This window comes from Sphaerobacter thermophilus DSM 20745 (assembly GCF_000024985.1).
GTDB lineage: Bacteria > Chloroflexota > Chloroflexia > Thermomicrobiales > Thermomicrobiaceae > Sphaerobacter > Sphaerobacter thermophilus.
Genome location: NC_013524.1, coordinates 521,480 through 539,603, shown reverse-complemented (window position 1 = coordinate 539,603; position 18,124 = coordinate 521,480). Strand labels below are relative to the sequence as shown.

General features: G+C 68.3%; 16 protein-coding genes. 11 read left to right on the top strand and 5 right to left on the bottom strand.

The window, feature by feature from the left end:
• The first annotated feature begins 22 nt into the window (after positions 1 to 22).
• The 3 genes from STHE_RS14550 (at position 23) to aceB (ending at position 4,541) form a co-directional block, all read left to right on the top strand.
• A complete protein-coding gene (locus STHE_RS14550) occupies positions 23 to 2,353 on the top strand; it encodes a UvrD-helicase domain-containing protein (protein ID WP_012873352.1) in 2,331 nt (776 codons plus the stop codon).
• 124 nt (positions 2,354 to 2,477) lie between these two features.
• On the top strand, positions 2,478 to 2,894 hold the full coding sequence (locus STHE_RS14545; RefSeq protein WP_012873351.1) for a DUF3830 family protein: 417 nt from the start codon (positions 2,478 to 2,480) through the stop codon (positions 2,892 to 2,894).
• Positions 2,895 to 2,966: 72 nt separating this feature from the next.
• Positions 2,967 to 4,541: a malate synthase A gene (aceB, locus tag STHE_RS14540; protein WP_012873350.1), complete on the top strand. Its 1,575-nt coding sequence runs from the start codon at positions 2,967 to 2,969 to the stop codon at positions 4,539 to 4,541.
• 236 nt (positions 4,542 to 4,777) lie between these two features.
• Here aceB and gmd read toward each other — a convergent pair whose 3' ends face one another.
• Complete coding sequence (gmd, locus tag STHE_RS14535) at positions 4,778 to 5,779, bottom strand: GDP-mannose 4,6-dehydratase (protein ID WP_012873349.1); 1,002 nt, start codon at positions 5,777 to 5,779, stop codon at positions 4,778 to 4,780.
• A gap of 248 nt (positions 5,780 to 6,027) precedes the next feature.
• On the opposite strand from gmd, the gene STHE_RS14530 reads away from it, so the two are divergent.
• From STHE_RS14530 to STHE_RS14510, 5 genes are all read left to right on the top strand, one after another.
• The gene (locus STHE_RS14530; RefSeq protein ID WP_012873348.1) at positions 6,028 to 6,813 is read left to right on the top strand and encodes an electron transfer flavoprotein subunit beta/FixA family protein; all 786 of its coding nucleotides are present in this window, start codon (positions 6,028 to 6,030) and stop codon (positions 6,811 to 6,813) included.
• A 9-nt stretch (positions 6,814 to 6,822) separates the two neighbouring features.
• Positions 6,823 to 7,782 carry an electron transfer flavoprotein subunit alpha/FixB family protein gene (locus STHE_RS14525; RefSeq protein WP_012873347.1) on the top strand — a complete coding sequence of 320 codons (960 nt, stop codon included), beginning with the start codon at positions 6,823 to 6,825 and terminating at the stop codon, positions 7,780 to 7,782.
• A 142-nt stretch (positions 7,783 to 7,924) separates the two neighbouring features.
• On the top strand, positions 7,925 to 8,383 hold the full coding sequence (locus STHE_RS14520; protein WP_012873346.1) for a hypothetical protein: 459 nt from the start codon (positions 7,925 to 7,927) through the stop codon (positions 8,381 to 8,383).
• A complete protein-coding gene (locus STHE_RS14515; RefSeq protein ID WP_012873345.1) occupies positions 8,380 to 10,536 on the top strand; it encodes a heterodisulfide reductase-related iron-sulfur binding cluster in 2,157 nt (718 codons plus the stop codon). Before STHE_RS14520 ends, STHE_RS14515 begins: the two co-directional genes overlap by 4 nt.
• A gap of 28 nt (positions 10,537 to 10,564) precedes the next feature.
• The gene (locus tag STHE_RS14510) at positions 10,565 to 11,800 is read left to right on the top strand and encodes a Zn-dependent hydrolase (protein WP_012873344.1); all 1,236 of its coding nucleotides are present in this window, start codon (positions 10,565 to 10,567) and stop codon (positions 11,798 to 11,800) included.
• A gap of 128 nt (positions 11,801 to 11,928) precedes the next feature.
• Here the strand turns inward: STHE_RS14510 and ilvD are convergent, their stop codons facing one another.
• The 4 genes from ilvD to STHE_RS14490 form a co-directional block, all read right to left on the bottom strand.
• Positions 11,929 to 13,626: a dihydroxy-acid dehydratase gene (ilvD, locus tag STHE_RS14505; protein WP_012873343.1), complete on the bottom strand. Its 1,698-nt coding sequence runs from the start codon at positions 13,624 to 13,626 to the stop codon at positions 11,929 to 11,931.
• Between the two features lie 128 nt (positions 13,627 to 13,754).
• Complete coding sequence (locus STHE_RS14500) at positions 13,755 to 14,153, bottom strand: VOC family protein (RefSeq protein WP_012873342.1); 399 nt, start codon at positions 14,151 to 14,153, stop codon at positions 13,755 to 13,757.
• 71 nt (positions 14,154 to 14,224) lie between these two features.
• Positions 14,225 to 14,557, bottom strand: coding sequence for a hypothetical protein (locus STHE_RS14495; RefSeq protein WP_041400398.1), 333 nt, complete (start codon positions 14,555 to 14,557; stop codon positions 14,225 to 14,227).
• Between the two features lie 123 nt (positions 14,558 to 14,680).
• Entirely contained in the window at positions 14,681 to 15,463 is a 783-nt protein-coding gene (locus STHE_RS14490) for an SDR family oxidoreductase (RefSeq protein WP_012873340.1), read from the bottom strand.
• Positions 15,464 to 15,572: 109 nt separating this feature from the next.
• Here STHE_RS14490 and STHE_RS18865 point away from each other — a divergent pair, with 109 nt between their 5' ends.
• The 3 genes from STHE_RS18865 (at position 15,573) to rbsK (ending at position 17,910) form a co-directional block, all read left to right on the top strand.
• A complete protein-coding gene (locus tag STHE_RS18865) occupies positions 15,573 to 15,767 on the top strand; it encodes a hypothetical protein (protein WP_148220114.1) in 195 nt (64 codons plus the stop codon).
• The gene (locus STHE_RS14485; protein WP_012873339.1) at positions 15,764 to 16,696 is read left to right on the top strand and encodes an acetamidase/formamidase family protein; all 933 of its coding nucleotides are present in this window, start codon (positions 15,764 to 15,766) and stop codon (positions 16,694 to 16,696) included. The genes STHE_RS18865 and STHE_RS14485 overlap by 4 nt, the downstream gene beginning before the upstream one ends.
• Before the next feature lie 281 nt (positions 16,697 to 16,977).
• Positions 16,978 to 17,910, top strand: a complete 933-nt coding sequence (gene rbsK, locus STHE_RS14480; RefSeq protein WP_012873338.1) for a ribokinase — start codon at positions 16,978 to 16,980, stop codon at positions 17,908 to 17,910.
• The last annotated feature ends 214 nt before the right edge of the window (positions 17,911 to 18,124 follow it).

Below are 18,124 nucleotides of genomic sequence, written 5' to 3'. Positions count from 1 at the left end.
CCGATCGCCCGGGAGGTGGGCGATGGCGAGTGTGGCGTCTACTCTCTCGCTGACAACCCAGTTTCTCTACGAGTTGGCAGAGCTACCGCCGGATCACAAGAAGCGCATCTTGCGACGGATAGAAGAGCTACGCCTTGATCCGCGGCCCGACGGCAGGGCCAAGGTTCGTTATCAAGGCTATCAAGACGTGTATCGCTTGAAAGTGCATCCGTATCGCGTTCTCTACCGCTGGGAAGGGTACGATGTCACGGTGCTGACGGTCGGGCACCGACGCGACGTGTACCGAGGAGAGCTCCCGGTTGACGCTGAGGCGCCCTACCGGCTGATCGATGGCTCGGAGTTGCTACTCGCCAGCGTGATCGGGCCGCATTCCGATACGGTGTGGGCGGAGTCGATCCACCACGCCGTCGACGTCACGTCGGGTACCGAGCCTGGTGACTCGCATCCGGAACAACATCCCGGCGATATGCCCCCGTTGCCGGAACGCCCCCATGATGCGCTTGCCGACGATGCGGATGACCTTCTCTCCCCCCCGATCACACCGGATCTTCTCGACCGGATCGGGATCACTGATCCTAACCAGCGCGCGATCCTGCTCGAGTGTCGAACGGAAGGACAACTGCTGGGCGCAACGGTGCCGCCGGAGGTGATCGAAGCAGTCATCGATGCACTCTGGCCGGAAGATGAAGAAGATGAGGAGATCGATGACTCCGCACCGAGCCTGGACGCTGCGCTCGATGCGCCCGCGTACATCATCGATGATCTCTGCGAACTTGACCTCATCGAGTGGGAGCGTGGTCAGGCACCGCTCCAATGGCGCTTGCGGCTGGACCCGCAGCAGCAGGAGATCGTCCAGGCGATCGCTAACGGTCCTGGACCGTTCGTGGTGCGCGGTGGTCCGGGTAGCGGCAAGACGACGGTCGCACTGTATGCGACGAGGGCATTCCTCGAGTCGGCGCGGGCACGTGGCATCCGCTTCCCCAGGCTCCTCTACGTGACCTACACGCGCTCGCTGGCGAAAGTGGCCGAGGATCAGTTGCGGATCGTGCTTGGTCCAGATGCTGGCCGGGTCAGAGTGAGCACCGTCGACTCACTGGTCATCAAACTCGCTCGCTGTCAAGAGCCCGATCTCCAGATCGCCGATGATGAGTGGTTGGGCACGCTGTTCGAGCGGGCTCGGCAGGAGGCGTTCGCCCAACTCCTATCGCCCGAGGCGGCGCAACTGCGCCGGGAGGCCCGCGCCTTGGCTAAGCTGAGCAATGCCTATCTCTTGCAAGAGATCGAGGTGATTATCGAGAACCAGGGGATCGAGTCATTGGAGAAGTTCCTCACCGCGGATCGAAAAGGCCGGGGGATCGGGCTGACCCAGGTGCAGCGTGCGGCAGTTTGGCGCCTCCGTGAAACGTTTTATCGCTTGCTCGCTGAAGAAGGCCGAACTACCTGGGCACTGGCACGGCGGAAGGCACTCCAGGCAGCGCGCGAGGGGCTGGCCCCCGAGGCGTATGATGCTGTGCTCGTGGACGAGGTGCAGGACCTGAATCCCTTGAGTCTCCAGGTGGTTCTCAGTTTGTGCCGGTCCCCGGAGTGGGTTCTGCTGGTCGGCGATACCGGTCAGTCGATCTACTGGGGTGGAATGCGCTGGCAACAAGTGCTCTCCACCTTATCCTCATCGGTCAAGGGCTGGACGCTGCGGCGAGGGCACCGTGGAACTCCGGGTATCCACCGCGCTGCGGCAGCCTACCTCCAGCACGGTGGCGCCGGTGTACCGGACGGCACCCTTATCGAGAGCCACCGGCGTCAGCGCACAGAACGCCTCCCGGCCCTACTGCGAGTCCGCAGTCCTCAGCTCATATACCCTGCTCTGGTGGAGTGGCTGGAAGAAGCGATGGACACCATTGGAGCTCAGCGACAAGATTGCGCGGTCCTCGTTCCGACCAATCGGGAAGCAGAGATCGTTACTGATGAGCTTCTCCGACTTGGTCTAGACGCGCGCTTCGTCAGGCGCGGTGATTCGATCAACTTCGCGCGGTCGGAAGTACCAGTCATGACATGGTCCAACGCGAAGGGCCAAGAGTTCCCCATCGTTGCCGTCACCAGCATGACCTGGGCCGTGCCAGGGCTTAGGAATGTGGAGGTTCCTGAGGAGCGGCAGGAACTCATCGACCGGTGGCGACGCACTGCTTACGTCGCGATGACGCGGGCGACCGAGGCGCTCGCGGTGGTGGTGCCTACGTCCGCCGACTCCCCACTGCTGGATGGCTTAGGCGGCGACCTGTGGGACGTGCGTGAGTGCACGGCCCCGCCCCGGAGCCATGACCTCCGAGCGAACTCCAGTCGCTCCCTCACCGTTTGACCCGTGGCAGACATGGCTCTACGATGGTGCGACCTGAGAGGTCGATGTCTGGATCGTGCGAGGGGTGTGGCAGCCGGGAGCTGGCGCACCGGGCGCCGATCCGTTAATGCGAGGGGATGGAAGGATGGGGCGCGTCCGGATCACGGTCGGTTCGTTAGAGTTTGTGGCCCAGTGGGAGGAGGAGGCCGCGCCGAAGACGTGCGCGGCCTTCCGAGAACTGCTGCCGTTCCAGAGCAAGTTGATCCAGGCCCGGTGGAGCGGTGAGTCGGCCTGGGTGCCGCTCGGGGACTTCCAGCTCGGCGTCGGGTTCGAGAACGCGACGAGCTATCCGGCTCCGGGCGAGATTCTCTTCTACCCCGGTGGCTACAGCGAGACGGAAATTCTGGTACCCTACGGTCCTACCTGCTTTGCCAGCAAGCTGGGGCAACTGGCGGGGAATCACTTCCTGACCATCGTCGAGGGACGGGAGCGGCTTCCGGAGCTCGGCCGGCTGGTGGTCTGGGAGGGCGCCCAGGACATTACCTTCACCGCGATGGACTGAGCGCGGAGCGCGGCCGCCCCCGGTGTTCGGCTCATCGTGAGGTGTCGTTTCAGCGTCGTCGGAGGGAGGCTCATGATGGCGAACGGGATCCGTGTCGTGGGGCCGATGACGAGCGAGTACGCGGAGATCCTCACGCCGGAGGCACTGGCCTTTGTCGAGCGGCTGCATAGGGAGTTCAACCCGCGGCGGGAGGAGTTGCTGCGCCTGCGGCAGGAGCGACAGGCGAAGATCCTGGCCGGGGGCACGCTCGATTTCCTGCCGGAGACGCGCGACGTGCGCGAGGGGGAGTGGTCCGTCGCCCCTGCGCCGGCCGACCTGAACGACCGGCGGGTGGAGATTACCGGGCCGGTCGACCGCAAGATGATCATCAACGCGCTCAACTCCGGCGCCAAGGTCTTCATGGCCGACTTCGAGGACGCAAACTCGCCGACCTGGGCCAACATCGTGGAGGGGCAGCGCAACCTGCGGGACGCGGTGCGGCGCACGATTTCGTTCGAAAACCCCGACGGGCGGCGCTATGAGCTGCGGGACGAGACGGCGACGCTGGTGGTGCGGCCGCGCGGCTGGCACCTGGTGGAGCGGCATGTCGAGGTGGACGGACAGCCGGTGTCGGCCAGCCTGTTCGATTTCGGCCTCTACTTCTTCCACAACGCAGCCGAATTGATCGCGCGAGGGAGCGGGCCGTACTTCTACCTGCCGAAGCTGCAGGGTCATCTCGAGGCGCGCCTCTGGAACGACGTCTTTCGCTCGGCGCAGGACGCACTCGTTATTCCGCAGGGCACGATCCGGGCGACGGTGCTGGTCGAGACGATCTGGGCCGCGTTCGAGATGGACGAGATCCTCTACGAACTCCGCGAGCACGCATCTGGGTTGAACGCGGGGCGGTGGGACTACATCTTCAGCGTGATCAAGACGTTCCGCGACCGACCCGACGCGATCCTCCCCGATCGGGCGCAGGTGACGATGACGGTGCCGTTCATGCGTACCTACACCGAGTTGCTGGTGCGGACCTGCCACCGCCGCGGCGCCCACGCCATTGGCGGCATGGCGGCGTTCATCCCGAGCCGGCGCGACCCGAAGGTGAACGAGGTGGCGCTGGCCAAGGTGCGGGAGGACAAGGAGCGCGAGGCGGGCGACGGGTTTGACGGCACCTGGGTGGCCCACCCCGACCTGGTGCCGGTGGCGCAGGCGGAGTTCGACCGGGTTCTCGGCGATCGGCCCCACCAGAAGGACCGGCTGCGAGAGGATGTGCAGGTGACGGCAGCGGACCTGCTCGCATTCCAGGTGCCGGGTGGCACGATCACCGAGGAGGGCATCCGCAACAATGTGAGCGTGGCGCTACAGTACATCAACTCCTGGCTGCAGGGCGTTGGCGCCGCGGCGATCTTCAACCTGATGGAGGACGCAGCCACGGCCGAGATCTCGCGAGCGCAGCTCTGGCAGTGGCTCCACCACGGTGCCCGCACTGCCGGTGGCGGGCAGTTCACCGCCGAACGCTACGAGCGTATCCGGGATGAGGAACTGGCGAAGCTTGGCGGGCGCGACACGCAACGCTATGCCGACGCGGCTGAGATCCTGGATTCGTTGGTCCTGAGCGAGTCGTTCACCGACTTCCTGACTGTCCCGGCCTACGCGCTGCTGGAGTGATTGCGACTCCGGAGAGACGCCTGAACTTATGTCATCCTTCGGCCCTGCCCGACCAGCGGTGTCGAAGGATGACACGGAAATGGGTCATCGCCCGTACCTGGTATGACACCCCGCAGGCCCCGGCATCGTGCCGGGGCCTGTTGTGATTCGGCGCTGGTATGGTGTGCTCTGTGCCGGTTCGGGCGCGATGCCGGCGCTCCGAAGGTGGAGCGGGCGGGTGCCGGCCGGTCTCCGGTTCAGCGGACGGGCATCGGGCCGATCATCCCGGCGGGGGCGCTGTCGCCGCGGAGCATGCGGAGATCGGCGTCGACCATGATCTCCACCATCTCCTCGAAGCTGACGGTCGGCTCCCAGCCGAGGATGGTGCGGGCGCGGGTAGCGTCGCCGACCAGGAGGTCGACTTCAGCCGGCCGGAGGAACTTGGGATCGACGACGACGTAGTCCTCCCAGTTCAGCCCCACGACGTCGAAGGCGAGTTCGCAGAGCCGGCGGACGGTGTGGGTCTTCCCGGTGGCGACGACAAAGTCGTCCGGCTCGTCTTGCTGGAGCATGAGCCACATGGCGCGGACGTAGTCGGGCGCGTACCCCCAGTCGCGCTGGGCGTCAAGGTTGCCCAGGCGCAGCTCCTTGGCGAGCCCCAGCTTGATCCGCGCGACGCCGTGGGTCACCTTGCGAGTGACGAACTCCAGGCCGCGGCGGGGGCTCTCGTGGTTGAAGAGGATCCCTGAACAGGCGAAGAGGTTATAGCTCTCGCGGTAGTTCACGGTGATCCAGTGCCCGTAGACCTTGCTCACGCCATAGGGGGAGCGAGGGTAGAACGGGGTCGTCTCGCGCTGCGGCACCTCGCGGACCTTGCCGAACATCTCCGACGAGCTAGCCTGGTAGAAGCGAGCATCGGGCTTCACCAGCCGGATCGCCTCCAGCATCCGGGTAACGCCGAGAGCGGTGAACTCGCCGGTCAGGACCGGCTGCTGCCAGGAGGTCGGCACGAACGACTGCGCGGCCAGGTTGTACACCTCGTCCGGCTGGTAGCGCTGGATCAGGTCGATCAGCGAGAGCTGGTCGAGCAGGTCGCCCTGGACCAGCTCGATCTTGTCCATCAAGTGGGCGATGCGCCCGACGGTTTCGGTGCTGGTGCGCCGCTGCATGCCGACGACGCGATAGCCCTTTTCGAGGAGGAACTCGGCGAGGTAGGACCCGTCCTGCCCGGTGATGCCGGTGATCAGTGCTGTCTTCATCGTCTCCCGTCTTGTCCCCACACGCGGACCCAACGCGCTGCCGCTGCAGCCCTCGTAGTGTACCTGATCGAGGCCGGGGGCTGGGTCGTGCGAGCTAGCCCGCTTCCTGACTGCCCAAGGGGACCCGGTTGAAACACGCGGTCCACTTTCATACTATGGCCCCCACGGATGCGGCATGCTGGTGAGCTCCTGGGCCACCGCCCGTGGTGCGGGGGTACGGGTAGATATGGAAGGACCCGCCGAAAGCTATGAAGATCTGTGTGACGGTCAAGCAGGTGCCGGACCCGAACCTGCCGATGCAGGTGGATCCGGCCACCCACCGCCTGGTGCGCAACCCGGATCAGTCGATCCTCGACCCGGCCGATGAGTACGGGGTCGAGACGGCGCTGCGCCTGGTGGAGGAGCACGGCGGTGAGGTCGTGGTGATCAGTATGGGCCCGCCAACTGCAGCCGATGCGCTGCGGCGCGCCATGGCGATGGGGGCTGACCGCGCCATCCTCATCACCGACGAGGCGCTGGCCGGGTCGGATGCCCGAGCCACGGCCCGCGCCCTGGCCGCGGTGATCCGGGACGAGCAGCCGGATTTGGTGATCTGCGCCATCGAGGCCACCGATGCTTACACCGGGATGGTGCCCGGCATGCTCGCGGAGTTTCTGGATCTACCCCAGCTCACCTTCGCCCGGCAGGTCGCGGTCGAGGGTCAGACGATCACCGTACATCGCGACATCGAGGGCGCCACGCAGGTGCTGCAGGCGCAGCTCCCGGCGCTGCTCACCGTCACCGCCAGCATCGCCGAGCCGCGCTACCCCTCCTTCAAGGGCGTCATGGCCGCCAAGCGCAAGCCGATTGACGAGCGGGACCTGGCCGCCTTGGGGCTGGAGGCCGGGACTGTCGGCGCCGCGGGCGCTGCCGAGCGTGTCCTGGCGGTCGAGGAGGTCCGCGAGGAAAAGCAGGGGCAGATGGTGACCGACGACGGCGCGGGCAGCAGCGTCGAGGCGATCGTGGCGTTCCTCGAGCGCATTCAGGTGGTGTAGGAGGGCGTGATGGCCACACGACGGGTCTGGGTCTGGACCGAGCTGACGGATGGCGCCCCGCAGCGCCCCTCGCTCGAGTTGTTGACCGCGGCACGCGGGTTGGGGGAGGCCGCCGCGGTGCTGCTGGCACCGGCCGGCGCGGAGGTCATCGCCACGCTGGGGGCGCATGGCGCGGCCGTGGTCTACCATGGGGACGACGCCATCTACACGCAGTACGCCGTTGAGCCGCAGGTGGCAGCGCTGGCGGCGCTGATCGCGGCCGAGGCGCCCGACCTGCTCCTCTTCCCCAGCACCTTCACCGCGCGCGATGTGCTCGCGCGTCTGGCCGGGCGGCTGGGGGCCGGGGTGATCGCCAACGCGACCAGCGTGCGCTTCGAGGGCGAGCGGCTGACGGCGACGGTCCCCTACGCCGGTGCGTATCAAGCGAGCGTGACCCTGGAGGGGTCGGCGCCGTACCTGGTGCAGGTGCGGCCGAAGGCGTACCCGGTCGAGCCGGTGGGCGGGCAGGCCGAGGTGCGGCCGGTGGCGACGGCGCTGGACCCGGCGTCGTGCCGGGTGAGAGTGGTCGAGACGGTGCCGCAGGTGGCCGAGGGGCCGAACCTGGAAGAGGCCGAAGTGATCGTGGCCGGCGGCCGTGGGCTGGGCAAGGCGGAGAACTTCCGCTTGCTGGAGGAGCTGGCCCGGCAGCTCGGCGGGGCCGTGGGGGCCAGCCGTGCGGTGGTGGATGCCGGTTGGGTGCCCTACAGCTATCAGATTGGGCAGACGGGCAAGACGGTCAAGCCGAACCTCTACATTGCCTGTGGTATCTCCGGGGCGATCCAGCACCTGGCGGGGATGAAGGGGAGCAAGCACGTCATCGCGATCAACCAGGATCCGGACGCGGCCATCTTCGAGATTGCCGATCTCGGGGTGGTGGGCGATGTGCTGACCATCGTGCCCAAGCTGACCGAGCGGCTGGCGGGGCGGTAGTGGTGACGCATGGCCCTCACCCCCTGACCCCTCTCCCAACGTTGGGAGAGGGGGAACACGACGACGAGATACTCCCCTCTCCCAGGATTGGGAGAGGGACCGGGGGTGAGGGCCGCCTCCACGCAGGACGAAGGACGACGCCATGCAGAGAGGACGCTATCGGATCGCCTCGGCTGCCGCGGTGTTGCTCGGCATCGCGCTGATCCTCCTCAGCGAGCTGGGTGGGGTCCATGAGGTGCGCGTCTTCGGTGCCGGGCTCATCAGCCTGGGCGGGATCGGGCTTGGGATCCTCGCCGGGTTGGATCAGCCGCGGCGTGTGGAGTGGCTGAGCTGGCTGCGGGATCGGCGCGTGGCGCTCGGCATGATCGCCGCGCTGGTGTCGGTGGCGCCGGTCGTGGTGGCGTTTGCCTCGGCGCTGGTCGCGCTTCCGGCGGCGATGGGCGAGGGGCGTGCCGGCATGGCGCTGCTGGGCGGGCTGATCGCGCTGCTGATGCTCATCGCGTCGGTCGGGTGCTTCGTGCTGGCGGTGCGTGCGATCCGGCGTGCCGCGCGCCCGGTCATGCCGGGCTCCCCCGCTGAGGCGGGAGAGGAGGCTGCATGATCCCGACCCGCGAGATCCTGTGGAACATCACCGCGCTGGGGCCGATCCTCCTCTACACGCTGATGGCGATCCCCTTCGTCTTCCTGGCCTACGGGCTGGCGCGGCGGGTGCGCATGTGGCGCCAGGGGCAGGCGGAGAACCGCTTCGACCAGCTCGGCCGCCGCCTCTGGCATGCGATCCTGATGACCGTCCTCCACGGCCGGATCGTGCGCCGCCGCAACCGCTTCGGCGGGCTGATGCACCTGGCGATCTTCGTCGGCTTCGTCACCCTCTTCATCGGCACCGTCATCGTCATGATCGAGGCCGACGTCACCGTGCCGCTCTTCGGGGTGAGCTTCTACCGGGGCGACTTCTACCTCGCCTACAAGGCCGTAATGAATCTGGCCGGGCTGCTGCTGATCCTCGGGTCGCTGGCCGCGCTCTACCGGCGCTACGTGCTACGCCTGGCGACGCTGGAGACGACCGGCGACGACGTGGTGATCCTCGCCTTCCTCGTCGTGCTCGGCGTCCAGGGGTTCGCCGTCCAGGCGCTGCGCATGGCGGTCACCGAGGATCCCTGGGGCCCCTGGTCGTTCGTCTCCTACCCGATGGCGCTGACCCTCAGCGCCCTGCCGGAGAGCTGGCTGCGCGCCGTCCACGTGGCGAACTGGTACATCCACTTCCTGACCAACTTCGTCTTCCTGTCGTATGTCGCCTACAGCAAGATGATCCACCCCTTCACCAGCTTCGCCAACGTCCTCTTCCGCCGTCTCAAGCCGGTCGGGGCGCTAGATCCGATTGAGAACATCGAGGAGGCCGAGGTCTTCGGTGCCGGCAAGCTGGAGGACTTCACCTGGGCGCAACTGCTCAACGTCGATGCCTGCATGCACTGCGGCCGCTGCCTGGAGTACTGCCCCACCTTCAACACCGGCAAGCCACTGCGCCCGCGCGACGTCGTGCTGGAGCTGGCCGGATACATGGCCGACCGGGGTGGGATCTTCTCCGGCGAGCTGGGCCAGGGGGAGAACAGCGCGCGCTACCGCTGGGGCGCCGGGCCGGATCGGGCGCTGATCCCGGACGTCGTCTCGCCGGCGGAGCTGTGGGACTGCACCACCTGCGGCGCCTGCATGGCGCAGTGTCCGGTCTACATCGAGCACGTGCCGCTCATCGTCGGCATGCGCCGCCACCTGGTGCTGGAGCAGGGGGAGTTCCCGGAAGAGGTCACTTCGGTCTTCACCAACCTGGAGCGGCTCGGCAGCCCGTACCAGTTCCCGCCCAACCAGCGCGCCGCCTGGACCAAACGGCTCGACCAGCCGGTGCTGGAGATGGCCGAGGTGGCGGCACGTGGTGAGGAGGTCGAGATCCTCTTCTGGGTCGGCTGCCTCGGCTCCTTCGACTCGCGCAACCAGCGGACGACGGTCGCCCTGGCGCGCATCCTCCAGGCGGCGGGGATCAAGTTCGCCATCCTGGGCAAGGAGGAGAGCTGCACCGGCGACCCGGCGCGGCGCATCGGCAACGAGTACCTGGCCCAGATGATGGCGATGCAGGCGGTCGAGACGCTCAACACCTACAACGTCAAGAAGGTGGTGACGGCCTGCCCGCACTGCTTCAACGCGATCAAGAACGAGTTTCCGCAGATCGGTGGGAACTACGAGGTGATCCACCACAGCCAGCTCATCAACCAGCTCATCGCCGAGGGGCGGATCACGCTCGACCCGAACTCGGCGCTGGCCCGCGGCGCGGTCACCTACCACGATCCCTGCTACCTGGGTCGCTACAACGGCGAGTACGACGCCCCGCGCGAGGCCCTGGCCGCGCTGCCCGGGCTGGAGCTGCGCGAGATGCGGCGCAACCGCAACACGTCCTTCTGCTGCGGCGGGGGCGGTGGCCGGCTCTTCATGGAGGAGACGCGCGGCACGCGCATCAACCAGGCGCGCGTGCGGGAGGCGATGGACACCGGGGCCGAGCTGCTGGCGGCGGCCTGCCCCTTCTGCATGACAATGTTCGAGGACGGCATTCACGGGGTCGGTGCCGAGGAGTCGTTCAAGGTGCTGGACATCGCCGAGATCGTCGCCGGGTCGATGATCACGCCGAACGGCGCCGACGGCGCCAAGGGTCATGGTGAGGCGCGGCCCGAGGGAGCAGCCTCGGAGTCGGCGGAGCGGCCGGAGTAGCGGCCGCGCTGAGAGCGGGAGGGATCGGATGGACTGGAGTGATATCCGCATCCAGGGTGATCGGCTGCACGCGAGCTTGCAGCGCATGGCCGAGATCGGCGCGACGCCGGGTGGTGGCGTGACGCGACTGGCTCTGAGCGATGAGGATCGTGCCGGGCGTGAGTTGCTCCGGCAGTGGATGACCGAGGCCGGGTTGAGCGTGCGCGTCGACGACCTGGGCAACATGGTCGGCCGCCGCAACGGGCGTGAGGATCTCCCACCCGTCCAGCTCGGTTCGCACTGCGACAGTGTGCGCCTGGGCGGCCGCTTCGACGGGGTGCTGGGTGTGCTTGGCGCTCTCGAGGTGGTGCGCACGCTCAACGACCACGGCATCGTCACCCGTCACCCGATCGAGGTCATCAACTGGACCAACGAGGAAGGCGTCCGTTTCGAGCCGGCCATGCTCGCCTCCGGCGTGGTCACGGGACGCTTCACCCGCGAGTACGCCTACGACCGTAAGGACGCGGACGGGCTGCGCTTCGAGGACGAACTGCGCCGCATCGGCTACCTGGGCGAGGAGGCCAATCGCCCCGGTCGCGCTGCGGCCTATCTGGAACTCCACATCGAGCAAGGACCGGTGTTGGAGGACGCGGGCGTGCCCGTCGGTGCGGTCGAGGGGATCGTCGGTATCACCTGGATGGAGGTGACGGTCACCGGCCAGTCCGACCATGCCGGGCCGTCGCCGATGCGCCTGCGCCGCGACCCGCTGGTGGCCGCTGCGCGCATCATCGACGCCGTCGACCGACTCGCCCGGGGGCAGGATGACGTGGCCGTCGGCACCGTTGGCCGGGTGCGAGTCGAACCGAACACCATCAACACCATCCCCGGCCGGGTGGTCTTCAGCGTCGACCTGCGGCATCCGGACCCGGCGACGCTGGAGGCGATGGTCGAGCGCTTCCGCCAGCAGGTGGCCGAGATCGCCGAGGCCGGCAAGGTGGAGGCGACGGTCGACCGCTTCTGGACCAGCGAGGCGACTCCCTTCGCGCCGGAGGTAGTGCAGGCGGTGCAGGAGGCGATCGACGCGCTCGGGCTGCCGAACAAGCGGCTCTGGTCGGGCGCCGGGCACGATGCCAAGTACGTGGCCGACGTGAGCCCGGCGGGGATGATCTTCGTGCGTAGCCAGGGCGGGCTGAGCCACGCCGAGAAGGAGTACTCGACCCCGGAGGATATCGAGGCCGGCGTCAACGTCCTCCTCGGCGCCACCCTGCGCCTCTCGGGCGCCTAACACCGCATCGACTGAAAGTGGCCCTCACCCCTGACCCCTATCCCACCAGGGGAGAGGGGAGAACTACGGAACACGCAACACGCAACACGGGTGACGCATGACGTATGACGTATGACGCGTGACGTCTCTCACCAGCGCGGCTGCATGATCGCGCCCTCGGAGGCTGAGGAGACGAGCGCGGCGTATTTGGCGAAAACGCCGGTCCCCGACGGCGGCGGGGGTGGCGTCCACTCGGCCATGCGAGCAGCGATCTCCTCGTCGGTCAGCGTGACGTCGAGCGTGCGCGCCGCGATGTCGATGGTGATGATATCTCCGTCTCGAAGCGCGGCGATGGGCCCGCCGACCGCCGCTTCTGGGGCGACGTGGCCGACCATGAAGCCGCGCGTGGCACCGCTGAAGCGTCCGTCGGTCAGCAGCGCGACCGACTCGCCCAGCCCCTCACCTACGAGCGCCGCGGTCACGCCGAGCATCTCGCGCATGCCCGGCCCGCCGCGCGGCCCCTCGTAGCGAATGACCACCACGTCGCCCGGTCGGATCTGCTGGCTGGTGACGGCCGCCATCGCGTCCTCTTCGCAGTCGAAGACGCGCGCCGGTCCCTCGTGCCGGGTGCGCTCGGTTCCGGCTACCTTGATCACCGCACCCTCGGGCGCAAGGTTCCCCTTCAGGATCACCAGCCCGCCGGTGGGCTGCTTGGCGGTTTCCGGCGTCAGGATCACCTGCTGGCCGGGCGTCTCGGTCGCGTCCGCCACTTCCTCGGCCAGTGTGCGCCCGCTCGGCGTGAGCTGGCTGCCGTCCATGTAGCCGCCCTCGATTAGGCGCTTGATGATGAGCTGCGTGCCGCCCGCCCGGTGCACATCGACCGCCGTGTACTTGCCGGAGGGCTTGAGGTCGGCGATGACCGGCGTCCGCTCGCTCACCGGGTTGAAGTCGTCGATGCTGAGCGGGATGCCGGCCTCGCGCGCCATGGCCAGGAAGTGGAGCACGATGTTGGTCGACCCGCCGGTGCCGGCCGCCAGGGCGATGCCGTTGAGGAAGGCCTCGCGGGTCAGGATATCGCTGGGCTTCAGACCTCGCTCGAGTTGCTCGACCACCAGGCGCCCCGCCTGGTAGGCGATCTCGTTCTTGCCCGGGTCGGCCTGCGGCCAGGAGCCGAATCCGACCGGGGAGAGCCCCAGCGCCTCGATCGCCATGGCCATCGTGTTGGCGGTGTACTGCCCGCCGCAGGCGCCCTCGCCCGGGCAGGCGACCCGCTCCAGCTCGAGCAGGTCGGCGTCGCTCATCTTCCCGGCCGCGTTGGCGCCGATCGCCTCGTAGACGTCCTGGATCGTTACGTCGCGGCCCTGGAAGTGTCCGGGGGCGATCGTGCCGCCGTAGAGGATGAAGCCCGGGATATCGAGCCGGATCAGTGCCATGGCCGAGCCGGGCAGGGTCTTGTCGCAGGCCGCCAGGATGACGATGGCATCGAACATGTGCCCCCGGCCGACCAGCTCGATCGAGTCGGCGATCACCTCGCGGCTGATCAGCGAGGCCTTCATCCCCTGGGTACCCATCGTCACGCCGTCGCTGATCGCGACGGTGTTGACCTCCATCGGCACCCCGCCCGCGTCGCGGATACCGCGCTTGACGTGCTGCGCCAGGCGCCGCAACCCGAGGTTGCAGGGCATCGTCTCGATCCAGGAGTGCGCCACGCCGATGACCGGCTTGCGGAAGTCCTCGTCGGTCAGACCGGTGGCCCGCAGCATGGCGCGCGCTCCGGCACGGTCGCGCCCTTCAACGATCGTGCGGCTCTTGTGCCGCAGGTCGACGGCAGTCGGCGTCTCGACCATCCTGCGTCCCTCCCCTGGGATGAATCCCTCTCAGCCGGACGTGGCGGGTCCGCCCCGTGTGGTGGACGGCGTAGCGACGCGCGTTGGCGTGCCCCGTCGCCCTTCCCCGAGCACGAGATCGGCCCGGCCTAGTCGTCGTAGCGCAGCAGTTCGACGCGGTTGCCCTCCGGGTCGCGGTAGAACGCCATCGTCAGCGGGCGGCCGACCTGCTCAGCCGTGCGGTGCTGCAAGGGGGTATCCACTTCGCACCCCGCGGCGTCGAGCCGCTGGCAGACTTCCTCGATATTCGTGACGCCGAGCGCCAGGTGGTCCAGCCGGCCGCCTGCCTCCGCAGAGAGGTTCGGGTCATGGATCAACTGGAGTCCTGGGAGCCAGACCGAGTCCTCGTTGCCGGGTGTCTTCCCCGTGCGGGTGACCGGCAGGCCGATCAGATCCCGGTAGAATCGCAGCGCCGCGTCGAGGTCGCGCACGCGTAGCGCGACGTGGTTGGCAGTGGCATCCAGCCGTGCAGATCCCGTATCGGACATCAGCGTCTTCCCTTCGTGCTCGCCGGCGCACCGGCGCGTCGGTCGTGGCCCGGCCCTGGGGGCGGGCGCGGTCAGCGAGCCTGTCGATCCGGTACGATCCACTCGCGCAACCGGCCGTAGAGCCGGCGCACGCTCGGTCCATCGAACGTCTGAATTCGCTCGCCCTGCATATCATAGTGGATACGGACCGCGAACGGGCGCGCGGGGTCGTCCTTCAGCCAGTCGCCGCGGAACTCCAGCCGCGCGCAGTGCGCCAGGTTCGTCACCGACTCCTCGCCGAGCGCGATCCACTGCGGGCGCGGCCGGCGGCTGCGGCCGCAATCCAGATTCTCGTACCACTCCACGACGCCCTCGGTTGTCAACTGACGGTGGTGCAGCCAGCGGACCACGGTGATCCCCTCCATTGCCGGCGCCGTACGGTGTCCCGCCTAGGGTCTCACGGCGGCCGGTACAGGCGATCGATCGGTTTCGCATCTTCGTGCCAATCGCTATGCAGGCCCGCTGCCACCGTGTCCTGTGCTCGCGCGCTAGCGGGCGGAGAGTCCACCGTCGATGACCATCGCGGTTCCGGTGACGAACGCCGCATCGTCCGACGCGAGGTAGAGCGCGGCGGCGGCCACGTCCTCAGCCGTGGCGAGCCGACCCATCGGCTGCCGCTCCTCCAGCGCCCGCCGTCGCGCCACCGGGTCTGGGGCATCGGCCAGCAACCGGTCCACCCACGGCGTGTCGACGGTCGTCGGGCAGAGGCAGTTGCAGCGGATTCCCCGGTCCGCGTACTCCACCGCGATTTGCCGGGTGAGCGCCACCACGGCCCCCTTGCTGGCGCAGTAGGCCGCCCGCTCCGGAGCACCGACCAGGGCGAGCACGGACGCCGTGTTGATGATCGACCCGCCGCCCTGGGCCAGCATGTGCGGCAGCGCGTACTTGCAGCCCAGGTAGACACCGCGCACGTTGACGGCGAAGACCCGGTCCCACTCGTCCGGCTCGACCGCGACCACGTCCTTGCTGCTGCCGATCCCCGCGTTGTTGCACAGGATGTCGATGCGCCCGAAGCGCGCCACCGTCTCCCGCACCATCCGCTCGACATCGGCCGGGATGGCGACGTCGGCCGCGACGGCGAGCGCCTCCCCCCCAGTCTCGGCCCGGATCATCGCCACGGTTTCCTCGATCGACGCCGGGGTGCGGCCCGCCGCAACGACCGTCGCGCCCTCACGGGCGAACAGGAGCGCCATGGCACGCCCGATCCCCGACCCGGCGCCCGTGATGATGGCCACCTTGCCCGCGAGTCTGCCCCTTGCCTGCTCTGCCACGGCATCCCCTCCCTACACTGTCGCTTGACCCACCTGATGTTCCGGTGATTCCTCGCCTATGTATCACCCTGCCCCGATCCTGTCACCGTGCGTGGCCAAGACAGGAACGATGCCGGGCACGACGGGACCTGACTGCCGTCGCGTGGCGTATGTACTGCGTCGGCTGATCCTGGGCGCCGTTCCATTCACCGTTTTCCTGATGGTCATGAGCAGTATCATCATCGATGTCGCCCAGGCGATGCTCGATCCACGAGTTCTGTCGTGGTACGGCCGGTTGGAGAACGAGAAGGGAGCACGGCAGTGACCGGGCATCAACACACGATCCACGCGGCGCACCACCACTTCGGCTGGGATAACTCGATCGACCCGGTGATGGAGGTCGAGCCGGGCAGCACCGTCGAGTTCGAGATCATCGACGCCTCTGGCGGGCAACTGAACCGTAACTCCACCGCCGCTGACGTCGCGGCGATCGACTTCGCCCGCGTCAACCCGGTCACCGGCCCGATCTTCATCAAGGGGGCGCGACCCGGCGACGTGCTAGAGGTGGAGATCCTCGACTTTGGCCGCGCCGAGTGGGGCTGGACCGCGATCATCCCCGGCTTCGGGCTCCTGGCCGACGAGTTCCCCGAGCCGGTCCTGAAGATCTGGGATCTCTCCGAGGGCAAGGCGGAGTTCGCGCCCGGGATCGAGATCCCGATCAAGCCGTTCCCCGGCACGATCGGCGTCGCCCTGCCGGAGCCGGGCCTCCACACGATCGTGCCCCCACGCCAGAACGGTGGGAACATGGACATCCGGCACCTGACGCGTGGCGCTCGCCTGTTCCTCCCGGTGTGGGTCGAGGGCGCGCTCTTTTCGGTCGGCGACACGCACGCGGCGCAGGGGGACGGCGAGGTGTGCGGCACCGCCATCGAGGCGGCGATGACCGCCACGCTGCGCTTCCAGCTCCACCGCAATCAGTCCATCGCCGAGCCGCGCTACATCCTGCCCGGCCCGCCGACGCCGGAGGCCGACGCCAAGGGCTACTTCGTCACCACCGGCTTCGCGTCCGACCTCAGGGAGGCGGCGCGCAAGGCGATCCGCTACCAGATCGAGCACTTGCAGCAGACGGCTGGGCTGAGCCGAGAGGACGCCTACATGCTGGCGAGCGTGGCCGTCGACCTCCGCATCAGCGAGGTGGTGAACGCTCCCAACTGGCTGGTGTCCGCCTTCCTGCCGCAGGCGATCTTCCGGTAGCAGGGATGCCGTGAAGTGTCGCCCCGCCGTCGGCGAGGCGATCGCCTGTCGTCGTGAGCGTCCTGGCTAGGCGGTAGGAGATCCTCCGCGGCGTGGTGGGTGCCCGGGGGTTTACCCCCGGGCACAGACCACCGCCGTAGCCCCGCGGGCGTCCTCGTACGGCCCCTTACGTAGCTCCCCTCTCCCAACGTTGGGAGAGGGGCTGGGGGTGCGGGCCGCGCTCCTCTAGCCGTGTTATCCTGATGCCCGTGGGAGCAGGCGAGAGATGACGGGAGGCGGGGATGGCCGGGCCGCGCATCTGCGTCGTGGGCAGTGTCAATATGGACCTGGTCGTGGCGACGCCGGTGCTGCCGGTGCCGGGGCAGACGGTGCTGGGCGGACCCTTCGCCACCCACCCGGGCGGCAAGGGTGCGAACCAGGCAGTGGCCGCCGCGCGCGCAGGCGGGCAGGTCAGCTTTGTGGGCCGGGTCGGGGCGGACGCGTTCGGCGATACCCTGCGCGCGGGGCTGGAGGCCGAGGGCATCGACATCGCCCACCTGCGGGTCGCACCTGAGGAGCCGACGGGCGTCGCGCTCATCGCGGTGGATCCGAGCGGGCAGAACACCATCATTGTGGCTCCGGGGGCGAACGCTGCCGTGACGGTGGACGATGTCGATGCTGCGGCTGAACGGATCACCGGCGCCGATGTGCTCCTGCTGCAGTTAGAGGTGCCGCTGGAGGTCGTGGCGCACGCAGCGGCGCTGGCTGCCGAGGCCGGGGTGCGGGTCGTGCTCAACACAGCTCCCGCCCAGCCGCTCCCGGACGACCTTCTCGCGTGCTGCGAGTACCTGATCTTGAACGAGACCGAGGCCGAGATCCTCACCGGCGTCTTGCCGACCGATTGGGAGAGCGCTGAGGTGGCCGCCGCACGGCTCCGGGAGTATGGGGCGCGGCAGGTCATCGTCACGCTCGGTGCGCGCGGCGCCGTGCTGGCCGGGCCGGATGGTGTGGTACCCCAGCCGGCATTCCCGGTCGCCTCGCGGGATGCCGTCGGTGCGGGTGACGCATTTGTCGGCACCTTCTCCGTCGGCGTGGGCAGCGGGCTGGCTGCGCCCGAGGCCCTGCGCCGGGCGGCCGCCGCGGGCGCTCTGGCGACGCTCACGTCCGGTGCCCAGCCGTCGCTCCCGACGGCAGCCGCTGTCGATGCCTTCCTCGCTGAGTGTGGGGAAAACTGATCGTCTTCCCTTTCCAAAACCCGATCCTGTGCGACAATGCGGGTGTCGAGTATCGCCGTGGAAGTGCGCGTGTAGGGCGAGCCCTAGGCCGGGGCGCTGCCGTCTGTCGCATCATCCGCGGCCCCGCCATCCCATGTGCCCTGCGCTGCTCCCCGGATGGCGCGAAGAGACGCGGCCGGTGCCGCGAGGCGTTGGCGTGCCGGCCTGCGGGGAA